This is a genomic window from Photobacterium phosphoreum, from assembly GCF_002954725.1.
Lineage (GTDB): Bacteria > Pseudomonadota > Gammaproteobacteria > Enterobacterales > Vibrionaceae > Photobacterium > Photobacterium phosphoreum.
Map to the genome: position 1 here is coordinate 1 of NZ_MSCQ01000001.1, position 25,842 is coordinate 25,842.

The window sequence follows — 25,842 nt, forward strand, 5'->3', positions numbered from 1 at the left end:
CTTGAAGCAGCAGTTCAGTTGGTTAACTTTTTATTGAGAAGCTGAGCGGCCTGTCATGGCTATTATTTGATGGGAAATGGATGCGCTGATGCTTTGGTTGTAATGTTAGCTATGGCAAGTTCCGCCCACTCCACATTTTTAGAAAGAAACCTGAATCGAAAGATTCAGGTTTTTTTTCGTCTATAGGGAATTACTTTAATTCATAGAGACCGGTGTGAAAAATTTGACGTTGCTGTTGGTCACTAATATCTCGGCGACGTGACCGATAGCGTGAAACAAAATAAGTAATACCGACAGAGAAAAGGGCGTAGGCGACCAGAAAGGTAATCGGAGAATGAATAATATTGGCTGAAAATACCCAAATAACACCCGTGACAGTAATTGCCAATTTAGTCAGTACTGCGACCACCAAAAAACTCATTGTATATTGTGGTCGGAGGATGGATTGGTAGGCAATTAAATAGCTACAACTTACAGCGACAATAGCCAATGTAAGTCCAACTGAGAATGAATGAAAATGTTCACTAAATAAAATTGCGATTAAAATCATAGTGATAGCAATGATAGCTTTTTTCATAACAACCCCTTATTACATTATGTAGAAAGTTTTGTTCAACGATATAAGCATGGACCTAAAGCGGGAAGTTGTATGTGAGGTCATCCGTTTTTTAGTGGTTTAGTAGTGAAAAAAGAAGGTTTTGTGAGCAAGCGTTGATTATTATTAATAATGTTAATTACGATTATTAAAATAAAGAAAAGGGTAATCAAATGATTACCCAGTGGCAAAGATCATAATAACTGATCTGCACAATGTAACAGCTATAATGCGTGTTACTAGGACTTAGCAATGAAAATAACTAACTACTTATACGGCAAGAAATTGTTTAAATTGTAGTAAAATAGCTTCTGCTTGCGTTTGATCTTCCATTTCTACAAATAAACGCAGTAATGGCTCTGTGCCAGAGAAACGTGCAATCGCCCAGCCACCATTTTTAAAGTAAACTTTAGCGCCATCGGCATAGCTGACTTTTTCGATTTCGTAATCAAATTCAGGCAGTGATTTTTCGATATAAATTTTATTATAAAGACGATCACGCTCTGCAGCTTTAAAGGTGCAATCACCTTCTGCCGTATAGGCATAGCCAAAGCGAGTATAGATTTCATCTAATAGCTCAGATAACTTTTTACCGGTTGAGCTGATCATTTCAACTAATAAGCTTGATGCAAAAATGCCATCTTTACCCTTGATGTGACCACGAATTGTTAGACCACCAGAGCTTTCACCGCCAAGTAATGAGTCATCGGCCTCCATTTGTGAACTGATGTGCTTAAAGCCAACCGGTACTTCAAATGATTTTTCGCCATAAGCTGCTGCGACTTTATCAAGTAGATGAGTGGTAGCAATATTACGTACCACTGAACCTTTCCAGCCTTTGTATTCTAGTAAGTAGTAATACAGCAGCAATAACACTTCATTAGGATGAATAAAGTTACCTTTTTCATCGATGATACCTAAGCGATCAGCATCACCATCAGTACCAATACCAATGTCATAACCTTCTTGTGCCACTAAGTGTTTAAGGCGATAAAGGGTTGCTGCACTTGGTGATGGCATTAAGCCACCAAAGCCTGGGTTTTCACCATCGTTAATGACATCAACATCACAACGACCGGTAATTAAGACTGTTTGGAGGGCATTTTTTGCAACACCAAACATTGGGTCAATAAGAACGCGTAGGTTAGCTTGTTTAATCGCTTCTAAATCAAGCAAAGCAATAACAGAGTCAACGAACTCGTTCATTGGGTTGATGATTTCAATTAACTTATCATGTTGCGCTTGTTCAAAATCAACATGTTTAACATCGGCTGCGGTTAGTACAGCAACCTGCTGCTCAATCTTTTGGGTAATGATTTCATCAGCATCACGACCACCTTCGATAAAGACTTTAATGCCGTTATAATCCGCTGGGTTATGCGAGGCTGTAATACAAGCTGAGTAAATTGCACCGGTTTGTTTTGCTTTAAACATCACAATCGGTGTTGGCACGAAGCGATTGATAAAACTACATTTAATGTTATTTCCCGCTAAGACTTCAGCAAACCAAGCTGCGGCTTTATCTGATAAAAAGCGACGGTCATAACCGATAATAAATCCTTTATCGGTGACTGATTCTGTGATCATGATGTTAGCAATAGCTTGCGCTACTAAACGTACATTAGCTTGAGTAAACTCTTCACCAATAAAGGCACGCCAACCACCGGTTCCAAATTGAATCATGGAGGAACTCCTATTTCTCTCGCAAAATAAAATGGGGGAGTAAATCTACTCCCCGAAAAGTGATTAGCCCATTACAACAGTAACAGTATTCACAGAACCTTCAGCTTGAGGCACGATTGCACCATCTACTGTCTGACCATTGATCATGATAGATTTGATGCCTTTGCTGACATGATCTGGGTTGGTTACATTAATATTATATGTTGCCCCACGCCATTCACGTGTCACTTCAAATCCAGGCCATTCAGTTGGAATACATGGATTAATGGTTAAGCCATCAAAGCCAGTTTGAATACCTAGAATAAAGTTAGTAACCGCAAAGTAAGCCCAACCCGATGTACCTGTTAACCATGGGTGGTTAGCACGACCATGATCTTGGTGATCACGACCCATGATAAATTGCACGTAAGAATAGGGTTCAGCCATACGTGTTTCAATCATGTCGTTTTGGTTGTATGGGTTCAGTGCATCATAGAATTTCATTGCACGGTCGCCACGACCTAGTTTGGCTTCAGCTACCCATGCCCAAGGGTTTGGATGCGAGAAGATAGCGCCATTTTCTTTAACGCCTTGATATACACGGGTAACAAAACCAATGTCATCGTTAGGGGTTGAGAAAGAAGGAGCGTTAAGGTGCAAACCATAGTCTGAGTAAAGATTTTCATCAACAGCGTCCATTGCTTGCTCACCACGATCTTGTGATGCCATGCCTGATAACACTGCTAGCGTATTTGACTCTAAATGAATTCGACCTTCAGTTTGTTGTGCCGTACCAATCTTGTCGCCATTTTTGGTTAAACCACGAATGTACCAACCGCCTTCGTCATCCCATAAATGGGTTTCACAGGCTTCACGGACATTGGCTGCCATTTCAGTGTATTTTTCAATATCGGCGGTTTTACCCTGGTGTTTAGCCAACTGAATAAACTCTTGTAGCGCCCAGAAATGCAGGAATGAAACCATGGCAGATTCGCCACCGCCTAGGTTTAGACAGTCGTTCCAATCGGCACGTAGACCTTTACAAATACCCGTTTGGCCCACATATTCGGCAGAGAAATCTAGTGCTGCTTTCATGTGATCGTAAACTGTTGCATCGCCACCATCAGCATATGGGATCACTTCATCAAGGAAGCTTTCTTCGCCCGTTTCTGTCACATACTTACAGATAGTAGGGACTAACCATAAGTGATCATCTGAACAGGTGTCATCAATGCCGTGGATCTTATCTGCATCACTTGGGGTTGGCACGACTGTTGGTGATTTTGATGGCTCAACATCTGCCATTTCTGGATCGAACCAATCAGGATCAAACAGGTGCAAACCGTAACCTGCTTTAACTTGACCACGAAGCAGATCAACTAAGCGCTTACGTGTCATAACAGGGTTTGAATGTGGTACTGAGATAGCGTCTTGAGCGGTATCACGGTAGCCCAGACCTGTACGACCGCCAACTTCGATAAATGATGCAAAGCGTGACCATACAACACATGTTTCAGCTTGATACAGTGTCCAAGCGTTAATCATGGTGTCTAAGCCTTCGTTTGGCGAAGTAACCTTGAACTTGTTACAACGGCTTTCCCAATGGTGTTTAATTTCAGCAAATGCAGCATCAACAACAGCACTGTCTTGGTATTTTTGACGTAGACGTTGGCCTTCGTTTTTACCAATACCTAGGATGTAGTTAAAGCGAACTTCTTCACCCGGTTGAAGGGTAAATTGTTTGTGCAGCGAACCACAATGGTTGTAACAGGTTTGAACGTGGTTAGAACAACGTCCGTTTTCAACCGCGATTGGGTTTGACTCATCACGGTATGCACCAATGAAAGTATCACGTTGACCATCATAGCTATCAGGGTCGAAACTTGATGCTAAGTAGTAGTAACCTTCTTTAGTGTTAGTGTTGTAGTAAAGATCGTATTCAATCACACCGTTTTGGTAAGAAGTGCCTGCAGAGTAAAGGCTCATCTGATGGTTTTGGTTATCAGATTGGATATGACTGAAAGAGAATTCAACAAATGAGAACGCACTAATAGTACGCACTTCATCAGTGGTGTTTTTCAGGACCACATCCCAAATCTCAGCATCTTCACCAATCGGTACGAATAAGGTTTTCTGAGCCGAAATACCGTTGTATTCACACGCAAATTTTGAGTATGACAAGCCGTGACGAACTTCATATTTCGCTTCATCAAGACTTTTTGCTACTGGCTGCCATGAGATAGACCAGTAATCGCCTGTCGCATCATCACGTAAATAAACATAGTGTCCTGGGCGATCAAATGTCGCGTTGGGACGGAACTTAGTGACGCGATTATATTCTGGTGACTTATAAAAAGAGTAACCACCCGCATTTTGTGAAATCACCGTACAGAACTTTTCAGTGCCAAGGTAGTTCGTCCATGGTGCTGGGACATCAGGTCGAGTGATAACGTATTCTTTGTTGCCGTTGTCAAAATAACCGTATTTCATTATTTCTAATCCTTAAAATATTCACTTTACTGTGTGCGTGGTTATTCACAGTGGCGGTAATTAATGCCCGCCTTGTCTAGATAGTTAAGTTGACCTTTTAAGCGAGCTTTAAAGTCATCCCAGTTACGATGTTGTGGTTTGCTCCAGCAGATCTCCGATACCGCCAGTAAGCGCGGATAAATCATATATTCAAATCGACTTTGGTTATTTATTAATTCTGACCAAAGTGCGGTTTGAATGCCTAAAATGTGCTGTCGCTCAGAATTTTCATCAGCGATCATGCTAAGTGGGTGATAATTGTAAACTTTATCCAATGGTAATTTACCTGCCCAATCGACACCTGCTTCATCTGCCGAGTAACCTTGGGCAAGATCGAGATAGGTAGATTGCGCGGGTTGCATCACTACATCAAAGCCATTTTTCACACACTCAAGACCAGCTTCTTCACTAAGCCAAGAAAAAATCACGGTGTCTTTGCTGACTTTATTACCATGGGTTGCTTCTTCCCAACCCATCATCCGTTTGCCTTTATCGCGTAATACTTGCTCAGCAAAACGTAATAAATGCCCTTGTAGTTCCATTGGATCGTGGTAATTGTTGTCAGTCATTAACTGTTGGCAAGCAGAACTATCGGTCCATACACCTTTAGGTACTTCATCGGCACCGATATGAACAAACGGTGCTGGAAATAGCTCACACACTTCTTCAAGTACGGTTTTAATAAAGGTATAAGTACCTGCTAATGCCGGGGATAAAATATTGTCAGGGTAATTTTGAATACTGCGATATAGCGAGTGATCATTAGGATCTTTTAATAGCTCAGGCAGTGATAAAATTGCAGCACGACTATGACCTGGAATATCAATTTCAGGAATGATCGTAATCCCACGATCGCTAGCATAAGCAATCACATCACGAATATCTTGCTTGGTATAGAACCCACCATAACGTTGATCAATATGACTAAATTGTGGTGCGATCACTTCATTAGGGCCACGCCATGCGCCAATTTCAGTTAATTGAGGATAGGCATCAATTTCAATTCGCCAACCTTCATCATCGGTTAAATGCCAATGGAAAGTATTAAATTTATAGCGTGCTAGATGATCTAATAGATGCTTAATACGATCGACCGGGTGAAAGTGACGTCCACAATCGAGCATCATGCCGCGGTAGCTATAATGTGGCTGATCGGTAATTTCTACCATTGGTAAACAATAAGCTGCTACTGCATGATGGCTTGGTTTATTGGGTAAGAGTTGTAATAAACTCGATGTTGCATGTACAAAACCGGTTGCTGAACTGGCTTGAATCCAAATGTTATCGCTTTCAATCAGTAACTGGTAACCGTGATCGATAACCTCATCACTCACCTGATAATGAATGTTTCCTTGACAACGAATAGGTATTGCTTCGTTAAAATACTTTTTAAACTCAGCACTTAGCCAGTTTATAGCCCCTTGCGCTAAAGCTGGAGGAGTATTGATCGCGGTGGTTTGATCAAAAACAAATTCACCTTGAAGGCGGATTAAATGGTTTGGTTGCGGAATCAATGCAATATCACAACCAATGCTAGGTAATGGGGTGCAGTAACGCTCGATTGGATCTTTATCCAAATTAATCGCCGTAGTGTGGACTTTTAATGGTTGAATCTGATCTTGATCGTTATCGAGAGCAATAAAAGCTTCATTGATGCCATCGTCATGAAGATTAAACGGCAGTGTTCTCATGGTAAATTCAGTGTAAAAGTGCCCATTCGCCTCTAACGGTGGTAATTGTGATAGGCAACTGTAGCTACCCATTTGGCTGATCGTACCCACAGAGACTGTTGCTGGATCAATGCAGCGGCTAATAAAGAAATACAGTGACCATCCATGGAGTGCTTGGTCGGTTAAATTATGTAAACTTAACGCATAACGGCAATAACCTTCTGCTTTTTCTATTATTGTAAAATCAAGACGATAAGTCATTTATACTTCCTTAACGTACAAATAAGTTATGATTGCCACGCGCCATTGCAATCGCACCATCCATTGCATCACCTTGTGGTGTCGCTAGACGATGTTGCATCGGTGGCGTTAACCACGCAGGAATACGCTCGCCAATACCACCCATTAGGCAAATACTGTTTGCGCCCCGTAATATTAATGCTTGCATCCACATTTCAATATCAGCGGCTGTTTGTTGTAGCAATGACACTGCGAGTGAATCATTGTGTTCAGCAAAGCTAAAAATAGCCGGTGAAAATTGACCATAATCACAAGGCCGAGCGGTTTTAGACCAACTAACAATGGCATCAATATCATGATCGAAATGGGTTAATACATGGTGAGCTAATTCTGTTGTTGGCACGATGCCATCAATACTGAGTAGCACTTGTTGGATCAGGCGTAACCCCATCACAGCACCACTGCCTTGATCTGAAATGGGAAACTCTCGGCCACCGACGACATGTTGTTTGCCTTCGAGTAATAAAATGCCGCAAGAGCCAGTCCCCGAAATTAAAATCGCACCATCTTTACCGCCCCAAGCTCCTAAACAAGCACCGTAAGCATCAGTATTTAATGTGATTGCGCCATAAGGGTGAGGTTGTTGCATGAATGCATGCCAAGCTTGCTGCTGTTCCGCACCTGCAAGTGCCAAACCGACTGACATGTTTGGATAATCAGCGGTGGTTAATTGTGCTTGTTGAGCTGCAAGGGCTATCGCTTGTTGAATCGATGCCATGGCAATGTCACTACCAAGCAAAATATTGGCGCTGCCAGTTTTAGCTTCACCCAAGATGTTACCCGCTAAATCACAGATGCGGGAACGACAAGAGGTGCCACCGCCATCAATACCAACCAGGTAATGAAAGGGGAAATCAGCCATGGTGACGCTCCTTAAATTGCAGCGTGGTCGCTAATAAGTACCAACCACCATGAGGGATCCATTGTTCACCCCAACGCCAGTTTTGCAGCATGTCATCTTTTTGTCCCGCAGGGTTAAAGGCAATATCTTGCTCATTATCAAAGCCCGAGGTAATACCATTACAAACACCACCTTTTGCATTACTAAAACCAAGTTGGGGGAGGTAATCGGGATTATTGTGACCATGACCATCTAACATGCACATATCAAAAGGATTTAAGCCTAAGATCCAATTCATAAGTTGCTGACCATAGTGCATTAGCTGTTGCTTTAATTCGTTATCAACGAGGTGATCTTGCGCCATAAATGCCATGCTTGCTAAAGAGGCAATTCGAGCGTTTTCACCTTGCCACCAGTAGCCTGATTCATTGTTATGGGCGACAAAGAAAGCGGTTTGTTTATCACCATTAACGGCTTTGGTGTACTGACGTGGATAGCCAAATGGATTATTGACTTCAGTAGTTAACGCTAACTCAAAATTAAGTGCATTCACTAGTATCGGCTGTAATTGTTGCTGCTGTTGAACTTCAGGTTCAGCGGCTAAATATTGCATTAATGCAATCGCAGGTAAGCCAGCTTCTGCTGCATGATAATAAGGGCGACTGCCATCAGCGGTTGCGGCCCAATAATTATTAATCTGCTTATCTGACATTTGACGTTGGCTTAAACGCTGCGCCCAATCACGCATTTCAGTTAAGTAACGATCTTGGTGCGTAGTACGGTAAAGCTCAACCGCGGCTAATAACGCACAGTACTCATCAATAATATTTTCAGTGCCATCATTGAGGTAATTGAGATTATGTTGTTTTAGGTGCCAATAGCCGCGTTCTGCTGCTTGTAGGTAGTGTTCACTTTGGTGATCATCACAATGAGGAATGCGAGTGCAAGAAGGTAACGTTGTTACACGTGCTACAGCCGCTAAAGCAGCAATGGCTACTCCTCCGCCTTGACGGAAGCCAGCTTGATAATCGTCGGTTTTAATACCGTCTTGGGTTGCATAAGAACAGATATCACGTTGTGCTGGCGATTTGCTCCATTTATCAAATACAGTGGTGTAGAAGAACCCATCAGCATGTTGCATACGCATTAAAAAGTCAGCGCCAAATAACGCTTCTTCTAATAAACGTACACGGGTGAAATCAGCCACATCAGTTTGGTCTTCTGCGACTTCATAAGCTTTGAGCATGTTCCATACAATCATCGGTGTTTGTTGAGGATTGAGAAAATTAGCGTAAGAAAGGTGGCTTAAATATTTACTGACATCACCTGATGCATCATACCAACCACCATGAACATCAACGCGGGTATCACTATTGAGTAATCGAGCTTGGCTGTCAGCGTGATCATAAATACCACTACAACGTTGTGATTTGAAATAATGTAAGACATCACTGAAAGTATGTTGCATGAGTAAGCCTTCAGCAATGCTGAAAACTGTTGATTCAATATTGGCGTAACGAATGCGATATTCGCCTGCATCTTGGCAAGCAGAAAAATCAATTTGGTAAATATTGCCTGTATGCCATTGTGCGGTGGTGCCACACGCAACTAATGGCAGCTGCATAATAGTTTGGTTAGTTTGATGGCACACTAATTCGGCTTGACCTGATAGTGTTTGAGAGGTTGTTTGTAATAAAGCCTGCTTTGTATTAAAGCGCTCATAACCAAGGTGATTAATTAACAGCTGCATAAGGTCTCCAATGTCGCTAATAAGTGATGGCTCCTTATGGGAACCATCACTGAATTGCTTGAGCGACAAATAACATGGATATAAGAGTAAAAGTGTTATTAGTGCTTAGTGTTTGTTGCCTAAGTTTTATTGCTTAGTTTTCGTATAAGTAACAACGGACAAAGTGGTTGTCTGCTAGCTGCGTTATTTCAGGTAACTTTTCACGACATTTCTCTGTTGCTTGCATGCAACGACCCGCAAATGGACAACCAAAACTGTCAGGCGTCCATAATGGAATTTCACCTTTATTGCCTTTAAGTTTGGTATGAATCGATTTACTTGGATCGGGTACTGCTGATACTAATAACTGAGTATATGGGTGTTGTGGATTATGGATGATTTGTTCAGTATCGCCCCATTCAACCATATGACCGACATACATAACTGCAAGATCTTCAGCAATGTAACGTGCTGTTGCGATATCATGAGTAATGTAAAGCAGCGCCATTTCACGCTCAAACTTCATCTCTTCCATCAGGTTAAGAACACCTGCACGAATAGAAACATCGAGCATTGAGGTTGGCTCATCTGCCAATACCACTTCAGCGCCAACTGCAATGTTACGGGCTAAGTTGACACGCTGGCGTTGGCCGCCTGAAAGCTGGTGCGGAAATTTTGCCGCGGTGGCTTTTGGTGGGATCAGACCCACTTGCTCAAGCAGGTTATAAACCGTTTCTTCAAGCTCTTTTTTATTGCCTGATGTCACTTTATTGTGGATCAATAATGGACGCGCAATATGGTGAAAAATAGTATGAGTAGGGTTTAATGATCCAAACGGATCTTGCCATACCATTTGTACCCCGCGACGGTATTCCATTAGGTCATCACGGCTAGTGATGGTTTGAATATCACGACCATAATAGTCAATTTGACCGCCACTTGGAGCGTACATTTTAGCGATCATTTTAGCGGTAGTTGATTTACCTGAGCCTGATTCGCCAACCACAGCTAAGCCACGGCTTTTGTACATTTTGAAAGATACATCGTTAATCGCACGCATCTTTGATTTTTTAAGTGAGTTACTGTTTACCGAAAAATCTTTAATTAGATTTTTACCTTCGATAATCGGTGTTCCGACAGGCTTGCTCATAGTGTCTCCTAAATACTGCCTATAAATGCGGTGTGTTGCTGCTAGTTACCCGTATTGGTAAATAGGTGGCAGTTTGATAAACGTCCTGGTTCAATCTGGCTTAACTGGGTTGGAGTGCTAAAACACGCTGGGTGGGTTTTACCGCAGCGAGATTGGAAGCGACAACCTTGTGGTATCTCAAGTAAATTTAATGGATTACCTGGGATACCTGTTAAGCGTGTTTTAGGTCCTGTCAGTGGTGGGAATGAACTTCCCAAACCTTCGGTGTACGGGTGGAACGGTGTTTCAAGAATTTGCTTTGATGGTGCAACTTCAATTAACTCACCTGAGTACATGATGCCGATACGATCTGAGAACTCGACCATCAGTGATAAATCATGAGTGATAAATAAAATTGAGAAGCCAAATTCTTCTTTTAGTGCATAAATCTTTTGTAGAATTTCACGTTGTACCACTACGTCCAATGCGGTTGTTGGCTCATCCATGATGATCATCTTTGGATTAAGCGCTAGTGCAATAGCGATAACTAAACGTTGACGCATACCGCCTGAGAACTGGTGTGGATAATCGCGTAAACGGCTTGGGTGAATATCAACAATTTCCAATAAACCTTCAGCACGACGAATCGCTTGTTTACGAGTCATGTTGGTGTGACGCATGATCACATCACAAAATTGATCTTCCATGGTTAAAACAGGATTTAAAGCGTTCATCGCACTTTGGAATACCATTGACATTTCACTCCAACGGAAGGCTGACATTGCCATCTCCGATTTCTTTAAAATGTCACCATGACCGTCAAAAATCACCTCACCACCAGTAATGAATGCTGGTGGCTTATGTAAGCGCATTAGCGAGAATGCAACGGTTGATTTACCACAGCCTGATTCACCAGCCAGACCAAAAATTTCACCTTTACCAATGTCAAAACTGACATTATTAACCGCACGGACATCGCCAGCGTCAGTAATGTAATCAACACATAAATTACGAATTGAGATTTGTGGATCGGTCATTATTTAGTCCCGCCTTCTAGTGCTGGTTGAGGAATAATATCAACCTGTTGTTCTTGTTTTGCTGTTTCTTTTGCAAGGTTTTTCCAGCGACGCATGCCTTTATGTGAGCGTAACTGTGGGTTGGCAATTTCATCAACCGCAAAGTTAAGCATAGCCAGACCAATTGCAATAAATATCAATGCGATACACGGTGCTAATACTTCCCACCATGCGCCAATTAACATTGACGATGAAGTTTGTACGTTGTACAGCATTACACCCCAGCTAATGCCATTTGGATCACCAAGGCCTAGGAATGAAAGGGTTGCTTCAACGTTAATCGCATACATCACTGAACCGATGAAGCTCGCACCTACAATAGAGATAAGGTTAGGTAGAATTTCAACGAAGATAATACGGCTTGATGATTCACCTAGTACTTCAGCCGCTTTTACAAACTCTTTCTCTCTAATCGATAAGGTTTGTGCACGGACAACACGTGCGCCCCATGCCCAGGAGGTGACCGCAATAACGATCGCAATGGTCAGTGGTCCGGCTTGGCCAACGAAGGCTGCGATAACAAAGAGAATCGGTAGTTGTGGCATTACCAGCATGATGTTCATACATGCTGTGAGAATTTCATCGACTTTACCGCCGAAGTAACCCGCTGAGATACCAATGATAGTTGCTAAGAAACACACTAATACACCAGCACCAAAGCCAACGGCTAGTGAAGTACGTGCGCCATAAACAAGTTGAGACCAGATATCACGTCCCATGCGCGACGTACCTAATACGTGATCGGCATCTTTTGACATCAATAACGTACGTTTGTTAGTCGCTAAGTTTTTAGCAATCCAACCATCGGGATTATCTTGTGCTGCTTTTACAACAAAAGCAGGGTATTCATGTGGATTACCGGTTCTTTTGCCTGGTTCATATTGAGTAATTAAAGGTGCAAATACAGCCGCTAGAATAAAGACAATAATAATTCCGAGACCAAACATTGCCTTAGGGTTGCTAGATAGCAATTTAAATAAGCCTTTCATGATTACTTGCCTCCTTTACGTAGACGAGGATCTAGCGCAACGATTAGGATGTCGGCCATAAAGTTAAAGAACAACATAAACATCGTCATAATCAGTAACTGACCTTGTAGTACTTGGTAATCACGCGAATGAATTGCGTTTAGCATTACCGTACCAAGACCTGGGTAGTTGAAAATCATTTCGATAATCAGCTGACCACCAATAGCCATACCTAGCGCCATTGATAATGCTGTTACACTAGGTAACATTGCGTTACGTGCTGCATAGTTGAATACCACTCGGTTTTCACTCAGGCCTTTGCCTTTTGCCATGGTGATGTAGTCTTCATTTAGCAGGTTAATCATATTGTTACGCATACCTATTAAGAAGCCGCCAATTTGAATAATAGTGGCGCAGAAAAGAGGTAGGGCGGCGTGATAGAGCACGTCTTTATAGAATGCTAAACTGCTCCAATCGGGAACCAGCCCAGCGGTATATGCGTTACCTGTTGGGAACCACTTTAAACCAATCGCAAAGGTAAACATCACCAGCATCGCGATTACAACCGGTGGAACAGCTTGAATAACTAACATGCCTGGAGAGATGAAGGTATCGTAACTACTGCCACGCTTCCACGCCGCAAAAATACCAAACACTGAACCAATACAGAATGAAAGAATTACAGCAGTACCGGCTAAAAATAGTGACCAGCCAATTGCACCTGCTAATAAATCATTTACTGATAATGGGTAAAATTTAATTGAAGTACCAAGGTTCCACGTAAATACGTTAGCTATATACGTGTAGTATTGCTCGTACCAAGGGCCATCAACAAAACCTAATAGTTTCTGCATAGCAGCGATACGCTCAGGGGTTACCTGTGCGGTTGCGTTTGCAAACATCATGGTAACTGGGTCACCAGGCATTGCTCGCGGAAGAATAAAGTTTAGCGTTGCCGCGAAAATTAGCGCGATAAAATAAAACGATAAACGACGTAAAAAGAATCCCATAACTCACACCTTACACATCCAGCTTGCCTTCCTGAGCTGAATTCAGGACGTAAAACCCCCTGACGCTAGCGTCATACCTTTGATTGCAAAAGGACAGAGGGAAGAGGCGGTGCACAAGGCGTGCACCGCAAATTTAAGCAGAAATTATGCTTTTGGTTTTAGGTCTAGTACTTGAAGTAGACGCTCTTGAACACCAGCCCATACCATTGGACGGCCTTTAGGGTTCTTCTCGTTCCACCAACCAGTGAAGCGACCTTCATTGTATTGGAAGTTGTTAGCACCAGAAATTAGAGGAATCGTGATTTGATTCTCAGCAATGATTTTCTGAATACCATGAGCAATCTTGATTTGCTCACCCTTATCAGCTGTTTTGTAGAAGCTGTCTAGTAACGTATCTAACTGTGCATTTTTAAAGTAGTGCATAGCGAAACGTGGCATACCATCACCGTTCTGTAGACGTGAGTTGTACGCACTGTCCCAGTATAGGTGTGGATCTGCACCGTGGAAGTAGTTAGTAAACGCTACATCGTAAGTGCCTTCTAGCATTGCTTGGTTGTAAACAGCGAAGTCAGGAGTACGTGCTTTTGCATTGATACCTGCTTCTTGAAGCTGCTCAACACCTAGCTGTACTGTGTTGTTGAAGTCAGTCCAACCGTTTGGTGATTGAACTTCAAGCTCGATTTTCTCACCTTTTGGTGATTCAACAAATCCGTCACCATCAAGGTCTTTAAAGCCTGCTTTAGTCAGTAGGTCTTTAGCGGCTTTGACGTTGTAAGTGTTGTAAGCTTTGTACTTATTATGTACTGCTTCATCAGACCATGCTTTAAAGCTATCACCTAGACCAGATGCGTAATCGTTCGGAGTACCCGCACCGTAGAACGCGATGTCGATGATTGTTTGACGGTCAATTGCCATTGAGAATGCACGACGGAAGTCAACATTGTTGATTGCTTCGTTGTTACCCGCTTTTGGCGACTTGTAGTTCAACATGAATGACATTGTACCAGCAGCAGGGTACCAGTATTTGTGGTTAGGATTTGCTGCAGCGTAAGTACTGTCAATATCAGGAATGAACGATGACGTCCAATCTAACTCAGAGCTGATGATCTTAGTCAGTAGTTGGTCGTTGTTTGCGATTTGAGGAACACGTAAACAATCAACTTCTAAGTTCGCGTTATCCCAGTAATTAGGGTTACGACATTGAACGTAAAGTTGAGGAGTAAAGGTATCGATCTCAGTAAATGGACCAGTACCTACAGGGTTCTCGTTAGTGAACGTTGTTGGGTTCTTCACTTTGCTCCAAATGTGCTTAGGAACAACGGGCACTTTAGAGATTTCAAACGGTACATTTGAGTTAGCAGCAGTAAGTTCGAAGATAACTTTGTTACCGTCTTGCTTAACTGATTTAACCCACTTGTTGATACCAATTTGGTCAAGCTCAGGCTTCTCTTTAACTAGGTTAAAAGAGTAAACAACATCTTCAGCTGTGAACGCTTTACCGTCTGACCATTTTACGCCATCACGAATATCAAATGTGACTTTCATTAGGTCGTCAGACATGTAGTAGTCTTTCGCCAAACGCATAACAGGCTCGTTACCATGCATTTGGTTAAAGATAACCAATGGCTCGTAAACGAATTCAGTAGTGGTACGAAGGTTTGTTGCTAAAAACGGGTTAAAGTTACGTACCATTGTAGGGTAAAAATCGGGTACGATTGTTAGCTGGCTTTTTTCTGATGCAGTCGCAACGGGTGCTGTAAAAGCGGTTGCTGCAGCAACAACTGCAAGTGCTAACTTAGTTTTGTTAATATTGGCAAGCATAGCTGTTCCTTACTCTTAGCTCTGTTTCACTAAATGGAAATAAAAATTAGCTCCGTCATTGGAGCGCCTCAAACCTACTTCATTGGAACTGAGTAACGCTGAACCACTGAATGGCCTTGTAGGTTGTCAGTGGCTTCAATATTGGCTGGATTGGCCTAATCGTCAACATGGCCGCCCGTCAAAAACGTCAAAAAGACTATATTTACCGTCAAAAACGTTAATTTCGTTGTTTTACGTGATTGAGCAGTTAGTAAATAGCGTGGTTAGCATCACAAATGAAAACCGTTGTTACATTAGTTACGTTAGTGCTTACTACTGCTGTGTTTCTTTATTTATTGGTTGTTTTTTCTTTAAGATGATAGGTGTGATGTAACGCATAGGCTTTTTTATGGTTATTTTTATGCGGAAAATTTACGGGGTCGGTTTGTTGTGATTCGGTTCTCATAAACCAAAAGAATTTATTTCGACACTTTAAAATGGTGTTTTTTGATAGATATGATTTAATTTTAACCACTAATGATAGTGTGATATTGATCATTTATACGGATTTAACTGTGATTATTTGAAGGGTTAAAAAAGTAATTCTGGGTGGCTGTTATCACGGATTACTGATGGAACAGTACTTGAGTATGGTGTAAAGAGTGGTGATATTAGGTGGTGTGATAATGGTTGGTGAGGCGATATTATTGGTAATAAAAAAGGCCCTTAGAGGGCCTTTGTTGAAATGATGCTACGTTAGTCGTTTGGTTAGTTATGGCTAATAATATGATGTAATTTATCGCGCATAATGACCAGTTCTTGACGGGCACTATTGGATTGTTGGCAGCGTTCCAATACATAATCAATGGTATTTATCACCGTACGCCAACGGGGTGTCTTCGGCAGTGTTTCAAGCTGAAGGTATTTATCTAACGTGCGAGTTTGGAGCGTACTACGGTCTAGATAGACACGCCAGAGACCACTTTCTTCGGCTAATTCAAATTTGTTTTTATTGGATTCTGCCTCCCAAAATACCAATGTTGCTCTCATGGCATCGACTAATAATTGGCGAATGATTTCGGTTTTATTATGTTCGCCATCACCTAATTTATCTGCTAAACGGGTAAACTCTCCGCCTAATTCGCGTAATTGCTGGAGGTTGTTTTTATCGCCATTAAAAGCAAATTCAGACAAGACATCAATCGCATTTTCAAGCAGATTAATGCGATGATCGGCTGATGGTCCTTGGTTATCAAAAACAAACATTTGTTTAAGTCCAGATTCTGCGGGTAAATTGATTACATCAGTCATTAATTGTTGTTGCTGGTCAGCGATATAATAATTTAAATGGCCATTAAAATGGTGATTATCAGTGGTTGCTATTGGTAGCGGTGTTACTAAAATATCATCAATGTTATGGCGCTCTAGCAATTCAGGTGTTCGTTTAAACAGCTTACCAGCGGCACTGTTAGCATAGCGAATTCGACCTTCTTGTTGGACGCAGATAATTGCCTCACTGGTTGAATCTAATAACCCAAGCAAGCGACTTTGGGTTTCAATCAGTCCAATTTCAACTTGTTCACGGCGGTGGATCTCTTGCTCTAATGCGTGATTTTTCTGGCGTTCAATTTCGGTTTTACCTGCTTGAAGGTAAGCACGAATACGCGCAATTAACTCTTCTTTATTAAATGGTTTGGTTAAGTAGTCATTGGCGCCACACTCAAAACCTTTTAAGCGATCTTGTACTTGACCAAGGGCTGATAACATAATGATGGGTAAAGCTAGCATCGAGTGATCTTTGCGTAAGATAGTACATACTTCATAGCCACTCATTTCTGGCATCATAATATCAAGTAATACCAGATCAGGTTGTTGTGCGGTGATCAATGCTAATGCTTGCGGGCCACTTTCAGCGGTTTGTACACGATAACCACCAAGACGTAAGAAGTTGGTTAAGATTTGTAGATTTACCGGTTCATCGTCAACAATCAGTAATAATTCACCGTCTGGGTTCTCTGGTAAATCAGACGGATCGTAGTTAGTTGTATGTAGTAATGGTGCTTTAAAGTGATTGTTATTAGGGCTAGCCGCCATTGCTGCAATTTGGTTAGCATTGGCGAGGTTGAGAGTGAAGCTAAAGGTCGTACCGACCATTTGTTGGCTACTGACATATAACCGCCCTCCCATTAGTTCAATCAATTGGCGACTGATCGATAACCCAAGCCCTGCGCCTTGACGGTAATTTGCCGACCCAGTATTGGCTTGGATTAACGGCTCAAAAATATGTTCTAGTTGTTCACTTGGAATACCTTGTCCGGTATCAACCACTTGAATCCGTAATTGATGCTCTAATACCGTTGCCGATAAAATGATTTTACCTTCAGAGGTATATTTAATCGCATTACCGACTAAGTTATATAGCACTTGCTCTAAACGTTGCTCATCAGCATCAACTAGAGGCAGATCTGCTGGAATTTGGTTAATAATACGAATCGGTTTATTACCCAATAAATGACTAGATAACTCCAACACTAATCGAATCGCGACTGACATATCAACCGCTTGATGGTGAATATCAAGATCGCCATAACGCATTTTGTGGTAATCAAGCAGATCATCAACCAGTGTGGTTAAGCGTTGACCACTGCTGATGATCATTTCTAATTGACGTCGTTGTGATTGATGTAATGCACCGTTAGCGCCTGCTAATAAAGATTCAGCGATACCCACCATGCCATGGAGTGGGGTGCGTAATTCGTGCGATGTTGTTGCCAGAAACTCATCTTTCATTTTATCTGCGGTTTGAAGTTCATTGTTTTGCTGGCGAATGATGGTCAGGTTATGTTCTAACTCTTTATTTTGCTCGCGAATAAGTCCCATTTTTTCACGGATAGATCGTTGCATACGAGCAAAACTGATCGCTAAGCGGCCGATTTCATCTCGGCGTTCAGTACCATCAATTTTTTGTTCTAAATCACCACCAGAGGCTTTTTCTGCCGCCCACGTTAAGCGTAATAACGGTGCAGTGATCGAGTTAGAGAGCCAATGCGAAGTAATGATCACTAAAATAATTGCAGATACCATTGCGGCAACAAATATTTTCTCTAATTCAAATATACGTGAAAATGCCTCTTTTTCAGGAAATTCAACTACTAATGCCCAGTGATGACCTAAAATTTCCAAAGGAGAAAAAGCACCTAATACCGGAATATTATCGTAGTTGATAAAACTCCCGATCCCCGATTTCCCCGCTAACGCTTGATCAATACTTTGGCTTTGTAATTGTGGTGGTAATTGATGATTAGATTCAAACCGCAGTTGGTGATCACTACCGACTAAGAGTGTTTGAATATGCTTGGTATTATCTTGAATTAACTCCGCCACTTTTTTATTACTCAGTTCCATAAACACATAACTGTGTAGGTAACCTTGCTGAATAATCGGGGCGGCAAACCAAGCGGTAGTATCGGTATTATGATTGTTAGCGCTAAAGTCAGTAAACACTACCGGTACTTGTTCTTGGCTATTTTGGCTTTGTTCGGTTTTCGTCTTAATGGCTTTAAATGTTTGCTGTAATGCAAGGTGTGAGGTGTCGGTTAATAAATTAACCCCAAAAAGATCATGATTTTTCACTGAGTAGACGATATCCCCCGAGATATCGACCAACATAATATCTTTGAAATCAGAGCGTTTAAGGTACTCGTTATACACGGCGTTATAACGCTTAAACATTAATCGATACCGTTCGTGACCAATATATCCTCGGTCGGAATTTTGATTACTTTTGGTGGTTAAGGTTAAATTAAAATAGTTGGCGCGACCTTGTGCATCAAGTTGTGAATCAATATTACCGAGCTGGTGGAATGCTCCGACTAAACCATAAAAGCGGCCGCCACTATTATTGGATAATTCTGAGCGAGCAAAGCTCTTAACTTCTGATTCTTTGGCCGTAAAAAAGCTGTGGAGTTGCTTTTGTTTATTGTCACGTAATGAAGCCAGATGATTAATACTCTGCTCGGCTAAATCTTTGGTATGTGAATTAAGAAAATAGAGTGCTGACAATATCAATGGGGTGATACTGAGCACTAAAAATGCCAGCATAAGTGTGTGCTGAAGACGTTTGAAGCGTTTAGTATTCTGCATTCCGGTGCCCGAATAATATATTGGTATTTACGGTTTTAACGGCAACTGTCGTTACGTTAAAATAGGCATTAAGATATTAACGATTGTCCTAATTGTTAATATCTTAATGTGATGAATAGTAGTGTTTATACTGGATTTCTATTATGAATCAAGTTACTAAAAAGGGAATCGTGCCAAGAGACACAAAAGTAACAAATTTAACGGAATAAAAAAGGGCAATAGTGACTGCCCTTTTATAAAATCAGAATGGTAATGATAAGGTGTTGCTAATTATTTGTTAGCAGTATAAACATTGAATTTATTGGTATGAGAACTGATCTCACACTGACCAAGACTGGCTTCAATCAATGGTGGATATTGTAAGAAGCAGTTAGCCACAATCATTAATTGACCACCATGACGTAAATATTGAGGTGCTTGGTTAATGAAGCTTTCAGTCGCAGTATAAAAAGTCTTTAAGCCAGCATGAAATGGCGGGTTACTGATTAAATATTGGTAAGGACCATCAATGTTTTTATAGACATCAGTGGCGATAAAGTTAGCTGTTAGTTGATTAACCTTAAAGGTTTCTTTCGCTGACTCAATGGCTAGAGCGCTAATATCACACAGATCTAGCTCGATCTGTGGATATTTGGCCTTCATTACCGCGCCAATAACCCCCGCACCACAACCAAAGTCGAGTACGCGTCCATTAAGGGTTGGTAAATTATTTAGCAGTAACTCTGAGCCTTTATCAAACTCACCGTGGCTAAATACGCCAGGCAGTGAACGGACAGTCAGGTTTACCCCAGCAATACTGATTGGGTAACTACGGAACCATTTATTGATATCAAATGCAGCGGCAGGGGTATCGCAACGACCCCAATAAAAACTGCAACGTCGCGCTGAGTCATACTTGGTTAATGGGCCGTATTGAGTAAACATTTTTTCTGCGCTTCGAACACCACTGCGGTTTTCACCAACAATACAAATCTCTACGCCAGCCGCAAACTTACTCAATAGCATTGATAATAAATAATCCGCCTCAGCTTTGGCTTTCGGCCAATAAAGCAAGATCATATCAATATCGAGATCAGCATTAAGTTCAGCGCCAAAATGACAGTCAATGGCTTGATGGTGTTCAATGTCACCCAAGTAGCCATAATTGGTGGTGAATACTGTTACTGATTGCGCAGTTGCGAGTAATTCTGAGGCAAAGGTATCGTTTAGTTCACCAGCGATAAGGACTTTACGATTTTCAAAAAATTCAGATTGACGAGCAACCACTTGGCTCGCAGGGGAATAAGACATTTAACTGGCCTCAAAATAGACATCATGGTTCAGGAGCGCGGATTGTTCCATAAATAGTGACAGATGAAAAGTCACGGCTAAATAGAACCGCTATAACAATAATTCGCCGTTATTATTGTGATTAATAATAACGGCGTGATAGTCAGTGATTAGTGATAGTTAGTTACTATCTTGTTGCTCAAGGAAGGATTGAAATTCAACTTCATACATTTTAAACAAGACTAGAGTTACCCCGAAAATAATAGGGCCGTAGATCATGCCGATTAAGCCAAATAATTGAATACCACCAATGATTGAAAAGAAGATCAATAAAGTATTCATACTTGAGCTGCCTTGCATCAGTAATGGACGCACGATGTTGTCGATAGAGCCGACGACAATTACGCCCCAACAAGCAAGGAATAACGCCCATTGCCAATCGCCAATCAGCAATAAATATAACGAGGCTGGAAGCCAAATTAAGGCGGTACCAACCACTGGAATTAATGAGGCAAAGGCCATCATTGAGCCCCAGAATATGCCCGGGAAGCCACATAACCACATGGCGAAGCCGCCGGCCAAACCTTGTGCTAATGCGGTAAGAAAAGAACCGAGTACTGCAGATCTTGCAACTTGTTCAACCTCATTAATGATGGTGTCTTCTTGACTGCGAGACAGTGGAATAACATGGCGAATTGCTGAGATCATTTTGTCGTTATCGCGCAATAGAAAAAACAGCACAAATAACATCATCATAAAGTTAACTAATAAACTCGTCGCATCACCTAATATCTTTGCGCTGATATTCAGTGCTTGTGAACCCACTTGAGAGGCTGTCGTCGCCAATTTTTGAATGATCACTTGAGGATCAAAATCATGGAACGGCGAATATTTGTCGATCAGTGCTAGTGCTTTTTGAGCATAAGGGTGAGCAAATAACTCTTTAGGCCCACCGGTTGTTAGCCAAGTGTAGCTTTCTTTAGAAACGGTGGTTCCTTGGTGCACGATCGATGAAAACACCACTAAAATAGGAATAACGATAATCACGGTCAGGATAAAGCATGACAGCATTGCCGCGGTATTTTCACGGCTTGGCATCTTAGATAATAGACGTTTATGCAATGGGGCGAATAATAGGGAAATAATAAACGCTAATACAATTGGACCAAGGTAAGGTTCGATTAATTTATAACTGGCGAACGCGGCGACAAAGAGTGCCGCAATTAGCATCCAGTGGCGAGGTTCTACCTTAAAGGGTTGAGACACTGTATTTATCCTTTTAAAATCGACCGATAAGAGTCATTCTCACTGTAATTGATAAAGATTATCATTATAATCACCGTTATTGTTTGATGATTATAGCCCTTATCGAGGAGATAGCTTATGGGATGTTGTAATTGTGGTTGTGATGACAAAAAAAAACGTAAGCCACCGTTAGTACTAATTATTTTAGTACTTGTTATCGGGGTTGCGGTTTATTTTTGGCAGTAAATAATCACCAATATAATGCATTATTTATTGGTTATATGATTAACGTAATGATAAACGACTCTCATAAAAAAAGGCCACAATGAGTGACCTTTTTGCATCATAGCATTAATAAAATAATGTTTTTAATAACATTGTATTATTTATTTTAAATGATGCTATTTTGCTTCAGCAGCGAGGGTCGCAAATGCAAAATCAGCCGCTTCTAGGGTTGCATCGATTTCTTTATCGTTATGCGCAAGGGAAGTAAAGCAAGCTTCATAAGCTGAAGGTGCTAAGTAAACCCCTTTATCAAGCATTAAATTAAAGAAACGCTTAAAACGTTCAATGTCACACTTAGTCACATCGTCATAGCAAGTCACAGTATCTTGATCGATAAAGAAGAAACCAAACATGGCACCTACTTGGTTTACCGCTAATGGAATACCATGCTTGTCAGCAAGTGCTTTAAAGCCATCCGCTAAACGTTTAGTGGTATTCGCTAAGCGCTTTTCATTACCTTTTTCGATCAGTACGTTTAAGCATGCATGACCTGCTGCCATTGCCACAGGGTTACCTGATAGGGTACCTGCTTGATACACAGGGCCTGTCGGTGCGATAAATTCCATTACATCACGACGACCACCAAAAGCACCCACAGGCATGCCGCCACCGATGATTTTTCCTAACGTTGTGATATCAGGTTTAACATTGTAATACGCTTGAGCACCACCTTGCGCCACGCGGAAGCCTGTCATTACCTCATCTAAAATTAACAGCGCGCCAAATTCATCACAAATTTCACGTAAGCCTTGAAGGAAACCAGGTACTGGAGGAATACAGTTCATATTACCAGCAACAGGTTCAACGATAATACAAGCGATTTGATCAGGCTGTGCCATAAATGCTTCGCGCACAGAATCAAGATCGTTGTAAGTTGCCGTTAGAGTATGTTTGGCAAAATCAGCGGGAACACCCGGAGAGCTTGGTTGGCCAAGTGTTAATGCACCTGAACCTGCTTTTACCAAAAGGCAATCAGCATGACCGTGGTAACAGCCTTCAAATTTAAGAATTTTATCACGGCCGGTGAAGCCACGAGCTAGACGAATCGCACTCATAGTTGCTTCTGTACCTGAACTTACCATACGGACCATTTCCATCGACGGTACAAGTTCTGATACTAATTCAGCCATGGTGATTTCCATTGCTGTTGGCGCGCCAAAGCTTAGCCCTTGTTGGGCTGCTTTGATCACGGCATCACGAATAGCTGCATGATTATGGCCTAAAATCATTGGTCCCCATGAACCGACGTAATCGATATAGGCATTACCATCAGCATCAAAGATATAGGCGCCATCGGCACGCTCAATAAATAGTGGCGTGCCACCAACACCGGCAAAAGCACGGACCGGTGAATTGACGCCACCAGGTATTTTTTGTTGTGCTTTAGCAAATAAATCAGCTGACTTGTTCGTTTTGCTCATGTGAGATCCTATAAAAAAGTAAGACGTTGGTTCAATCCACAGAATTATCTGTCCTAATCAATCATAGGCGAGAGAAGTGTGGGGAGTGAAACTGTCTTATTGTACCTAAAGTGACGCTGAAGCGAGAGTCATTTTACTGCATAAAATGAAGCCTAATCTAAAATGGAAACCCTATATTTTGGGAAACAAGTCACAGTTGCAAAGCTATTTTTCAACATTAGCAGTGTAAATCATAACCACATTGGATTAGGCTGTAGTATCAAATCGATCTTCATCCTCTACGCTAGAATAGCGTTATCTTTATATAATACGGCTCTCTAATGACTGAAAAATCGCGCGGTCTTCATATGCCTTTCCATCTCCAACCTAGTGGGTTGGTGAGGCGTTTCTTGACCCAAGATAAAACACCTGTTTCTGTTCTATTTCTTTCGGCTCTTGTTGGTACTCTTGCTGGCTTGGTTGGTACGCTATTTGAAATTGGTGTGCGGTGGGTTAGTGAGCAGCGTACTGTCTGGTTACGTGACGAAATTACCAACGTGCTGCCATTATGGTTAGCGGCATTTCTTGTTAGTGGCATACTCGCTTTTATTGGTTACTTTTTAGTATGCCGCTTTGCTCCTGAAGCCGGAGGTTCTGGTATACCAGAAATTGAAGGTGCGATGGATGAAATGCGTCCGGTTCGTTGGTGGCGAGTTATTCCGGTTAAGTTCTTCGGTGGTTTAGGCGCGTTAGGTTCAGGTATGGTCTTGGGCCGTGAAGGCCCGACGGTACAAATGGGCGGTAATATCGGTCGTATGATTTCAGATATTTTCCGTTTAAAAGATAAAGAAGGTCGTCACTCGTTATTGGCCGCTGGTGCTGCTGGTGGTTTAGCGGCAGCATTTAATGCCCCAATGGCGGGTATTATGTTTGTTATAGAAGAGATGCGGCCACAATTTCGTTACAGTTTAATCTCGGTTAAATGTGTAATGATTTCAGCCATGATGTCGACGATCGTGTTTCGATTTATCTCTGGCCAAAGTGCGGTTATTACCATGCCGCAATATGATGCGCCTGCGCTAACGTCGTTATGGCTATTCTTGGTACTAGGGTTACTATTTGGTGGTTTTGGGGTTCTTTTTAACCGCTTAATTATTTTTACATTAGATTGGTTTGTTAATATTCACCATAATAATCGCACTCGCTATTTAATTACGGGCGGATTATTAGGGGGCTGTTTTGGTCTATTATTACTTTACTTCCCAGAGCTAACTGGCGGTGGTGTGTTTCTTATTCCACCTGCAACTAATGGCGATTACAGCTTAAATATGTTGTTACTGTTGTTTTTTGCTCGCGTAGTGACAACATTATTATGTTTTGGCTCTGGTGCTCCCGGTGGTATTTTTGCACCGATGTTGGCGTTAGGTACTTTATTTGGTACGTTTTTTGGTACTGTAGCACTCGATATTTATCCTCACTTAGGCATTGCTCCGGGTCTATTTGCTATCGCAGGTATGGGAGCGTTGTTTGCAGCAACAGTGCGTGCACCGATTACGGGTATTTTGTTAGTTATCGAAATGACTAATAACTATCACCTTATTTTACCGTTAGTGGTAACAACATTGGGTGCGACTATGATGGCTCAAATGTTAGGTGGTCAGCCGATTTACTCCCAATTGCTTCACCGTACCATTAAAAAAGAAAAATTAGGCCACGATTCACCACATGATGCCCCAGTTGAGACGGCTAATACTTGAACACAATAGTCAGGTATTAGATAATCAGCTTTAATTAATGGAAGTGTTTGAGAGGTTTTGTAATGAGCGATGTTAATTTGCCGCTGACTTTTTCTGATGTGGCTGCGAATAAAGTGAAAACGCTGATCGCTGAAGAAGAAAACCCAGAGTTAAAACTGCGTGTATATATTACAGGTGGCGGTTGTAGTGGGTTTCAATATGGCTTCACGTTTGACGAGAAAGTTAATGATGGCGATATGACCATTGAAAATAATGGCGTAACGCTAGTTGTCGATCCGATGAGCTTACAATACTTAATTGGTGGTATCGTTGATTATACTGAAGGCTTAGAAGGGTCACGCTTTTTTGTGAATAACCCTAATGCAACCACAACATGTGGCTGTGGAGCATCATTTAGCGTTTAATGCGATGATCTTCTTTGTCATAAAAAAAGC

The 25,842-nt window shown here is 41.6% G+C and carries 17 protein-coding genes; 2 read left to right on the top strand and 15 right to left on the bottom strand.

The genetic code is table 11. The features are described from left to right. Positions 1 to 190 precede the first annotated feature (190 nt). The 15 genes from BTO21_RS00005 to hemL all read right to left on the bottom strand — a co-directional run bounded on the left by BTO21_RS00005 (position 191) and on the right by hemL (position 23,672). Positions 191 to 577, bottom strand: coding sequence for a hypothetical protein (locus BTO21_RS00005; protein ID WP_045027445.1), 387 nt, complete (start codon positions 575 to 577; stop codon positions 191 to 193). Positions 578 to 865: 288 nt separating this feature from the next. After that, positions 866 to 2,278: a phosphoglucomutase/phosphomannomutase family protein gene (locus tag BTO21_RS00010; RefSeq protein WP_045027446.1), complete on the bottom strand. Its 1,413-nt coding sequence runs from the start codon at positions 2,276 to 2,278 to the stop codon at positions 866 to 868. Between the two features lie 63 nt (positions 2,279 to 2,341). Then, positions 2,342 to 4,747, bottom strand: coding sequence for a glycoside hydrolase family 94 protein (locus BTO21_RS00015; protein WP_045027448.1), 2,406 nt, complete (start codon positions 4,745 to 4,747; stop codon positions 2,342 to 2,344). 41 nt (positions 4,748 to 4,788) lie between these two features. Beyond that, entirely contained in the window at positions 4,789 to 6,717 is a 1,929-nt protein-coding gene (locus tag BTO21_RS00020; RefSeq protein WP_045027449.1) for a beta-N-acetylhexosaminidase, read from the bottom strand. Positions 6,718 to 6,727: 10 nt separating this feature from the next. Continuing rightward, entirely contained in the window at positions 6,728 to 7,618 is an 891-nt protein-coding gene (locus tag BTO21_RS00025) for a glucosamine kinase nucleotide-binding domain-containing protein (protein WP_045027451.1), read from the bottom strand. After that, complete coding sequence (locus BTO21_RS00030; protein WP_045027453.1) at positions 7,611 to 9,347, bottom strand: glycoside hydrolase family 9 protein; 1,737 nt, start codon at positions 9,345 to 9,347, stop codon at positions 7,611 to 7,613. Before BTO21_RS00030 ends, BTO21_RS00025 begins: the two co-directional genes overlap by 8 nt. Before the next feature lie 133 nt (positions 9,348 to 9,480). Then, on the bottom strand, positions 9,481 to 10,476 hold the full coding sequence (locus BTO21_RS00035; RefSeq protein WP_045027454.1) for an ABC transporter ATP-binding protein: 996 nt from the start codon (positions 10,474 to 10,476) through the stop codon (positions 9,481 to 9,483). Positions 10,477 to 10,517: 41 nt separating this feature from the next. Continuing rightward, positions 10,518 to 11,492 carry an ABC transporter ATP-binding protein gene (locus BTO21_RS00040; RefSeq protein ID WP_045027456.1) on the bottom strand — a complete coding sequence of 325 codons (975 nt, stop codon included), beginning with the start codon at positions 11,490 to 11,492 and terminating at the stop codon, positions 10,518 to 10,520. Continuing rightward, positions 11,492 to 12,520 (bottom strand): ABC transporter permease, encoded by a 1,029-nt coding sequence (locus BTO21_RS00045; protein WP_045027457.1) that lies wholly within the window; start codon positions 12,518 to 12,520, stop codon positions 11,492 to 11,494. Before BTO21_RS00045 ends, BTO21_RS00040 begins: the two co-directional genes overlap by 1 nt. Positions 12,521 to 12,522: 2 nt before the next feature. Beyond that, positions 12,523 to 13,509 (bottom strand): ABC transporter permease, encoded by a 987-nt coding sequence (locus BTO21_RS00050; protein ID WP_045027459.1) that lies wholly within the window; start codon positions 13,507 to 13,509, stop codon positions 12,523 to 12,525. Positions 13,510 to 13,653: 144 nt separating this feature from the next. Continuing rightward, the gene (locus BTO21_RS00055; protein ID WP_045027460.1) at positions 13,654 to 15,330 is read right to left on the bottom strand and encodes an ABC transporter substrate-binding protein; all 1,677 of its coding nucleotides are present in this window, start codon (positions 15,328 to 15,330) and stop codon (positions 13,654 to 13,656) included. Positions 15,331 to 16,077: 747 nt separating this feature from the next. Further along, positions 16,078 to 19,452, bottom strand: a complete 3,375-nt coding sequence (locus tag BTO21_RS00065) for a response regulator (RefSeq protein ID WP_045027463.1) — start codon at positions 19,450 to 19,452, stop codon at positions 16,078 to 16,080. Positions 19,453 to 19,722: 270 nt separating this feature from the next. Then, positions 19,723 to 20,742, bottom strand: a complete 1,020-nt coding sequence (gene rsmC / locus BTO21_RS00070; protein WP_105026645.1) for a 16S rRNA (guanine(1207)-N(2))-methyltransferase RsmC — start codon at positions 20,740 to 20,742, stop codon at positions 19,723 to 19,725. A 159-nt stretch (positions 20,743 to 20,901) separates the two neighbouring features. Continuing rightward, the gene (locus tag BTO21_RS00075) at positions 20,902 to 21,987 is read right to left on the bottom strand and encodes an AI-2E family transporter (RefSeq protein ID WP_045027465.1); all 1,086 of its coding nucleotides are present in this window, start codon (positions 21,985 to 21,987) and stop codon (positions 20,902 to 20,904) included. 380 nt (positions 21,988 to 22,367) lie between these two features. After that, positions 22,368 to 23,672 (bottom strand): glutamate-1-semialdehyde 2,1-aminomutase, encoded by a 1,305-nt coding sequence (hemL, locus tag BTO21_RS00080; RefSeq protein WP_045027466.1) that lies wholly within the window; start codon positions 23,670 to 23,672, stop codon positions 22,368 to 22,370. Positions 23,673 to 24,019: 347 nt separating this feature from the next. On the opposite strand from hemL, the gene clcA reads away from it, so the two are divergent. Further along, entirely contained in the window at positions 24,020 to 25,408 is a 1,389-nt protein-coding gene (clcA, locus tag BTO21_RS00085) for a H(+)/Cl(-) exchange transporter ClcA (protein WP_373455481.1), read from the top strand. 62 nt (positions 25,409 to 25,470) lie between these two features. Next, on the top strand, positions 25,471 to 25,812 hold the full coding sequence (gene erpA / locus BTO21_RS00090; protein ID WP_045027470.1) for an iron-sulfur cluster insertion protein ErpA: 342 nt from the start codon (positions 25,471 to 25,473) through the stop codon (positions 25,810 to 25,812). The last annotated feature ends 30 nt before the right edge of the window (positions 25,813 to 25,842 follow it).

What these genes read in the sequence shown, in the direction of transcription:
- hemL (WP_045027466.1), bottom strand. Translation starts at nt 23,672, where the DNA reads ATGAGCAAAACGAACAAGTCAGCTGATTTATTTGCTAAAGCACAACAA.
- BTO21_RS00055 (WP_045027460.1), bottom strand. Translation starts at nt 15,330, where the DNA reads ATGCTTGCCAATATTAACAAAACTAAGTTAGCACTTGCAGTTGTTGCT.
- erpA (WP_045027470.1), top strand. Translation starts at nt 25,471, where the DNA reads ATGAGCGATGTTAATTTGCCGCTGACTTTTTCTGATGTGGCTGCGAAT.
- BTO21_RS00045 (WP_045027457.1), bottom strand. Translation starts at nt 12,520, where the DNA reads ATGAAAGGCTTATTTAAATTGCTATCTAGCAACCCTAAGGCAATGTTT.
- BTO21_RS00035 (WP_045027454.1), bottom strand. Translation starts at nt 10,476, where the DNA reads ATGAGCAAGCCTGTCGGAACACCGATTATCGAAGGTAAAAATCTAATT.
- BTO21_RS00050 (WP_045027459.1), bottom strand. Translation starts at nt 13,509, where the DNA reads ATGGGATTCTTTTTACGTCGTTTATCGTTTTATTTTATCGCGCTAATT.
- BTO21_RS00025 (WP_045027451.1), bottom strand. Translation starts at nt 7,618, where the DNA reads ATGGCTGATTTCCCCTTTCATTACCTGGTTGGTATTGATGGCGGTGGC.
- BTO21_RS00015 (WP_045027448.1), bottom strand. Translation starts at nt 4,747, where the DNA reads ATGAAATACGGTTATTTTGACAACGGCAACAAAGAATACGTTATCACT.
- rsmC (WP_105026645.1), bottom strand. Translation starts at nt 20,742, where the DNA reads ATGTCTTATTCCCCTGCGAGCCAAGTGGTTGCTCGTCAATCTGAATTT.
- BTO21_RS00010 (WP_045027446.1), bottom strand. Translation starts at nt 2,278, where the DNA reads ATGATTCAATTTGGAACCGGTGGTTGGCGTGCCTTTATTGGTGAAGAG.
- BTO21_RS00020 (WP_045027449.1), bottom strand. Translation starts at nt 6,717, where the DNA reads ATGACTTATCGTCTTGATTTTACAATAATAGAAAAAGCAGAAGGTTAT.
- clcA (WP_373455481.1), top strand. Translation starts at nt 24,020, where the DNA reads ATGCCTTTCCATCTCCAACCTAGTGGGTTGGTGAGGCGTTTCTTGACC.
- BTO21_RS00040 (WP_045027456.1), bottom strand. Translation starts at nt 11,492, where the DNA reads ATGACCGATCCACAAATCTCAATTCGTAATTTATGTGTTGATTACATT.
- BTO21_RS00005 (WP_045027445.1), bottom strand. Translation starts at nt 577, where the DNA reads ATGAAAAAAGCTATCATTGCTATCACTATGATTTTAATCGCAATTTTA.
- BTO21_RS00030 (WP_045027453.1), bottom strand. Translation starts at nt 9,347, where the DNA reads ATGCAGCTGTTAATTAATCACCTTGGTTATGAGCGCTTTAATACAAAG.
- BTO21_RS00065 (WP_045027463.1), bottom strand. Translation starts at nt 19,452, where the DNA reads ATGCAGAATACTAAACGCTTCAAACGTCTTCAGCACACACTTATGCTG.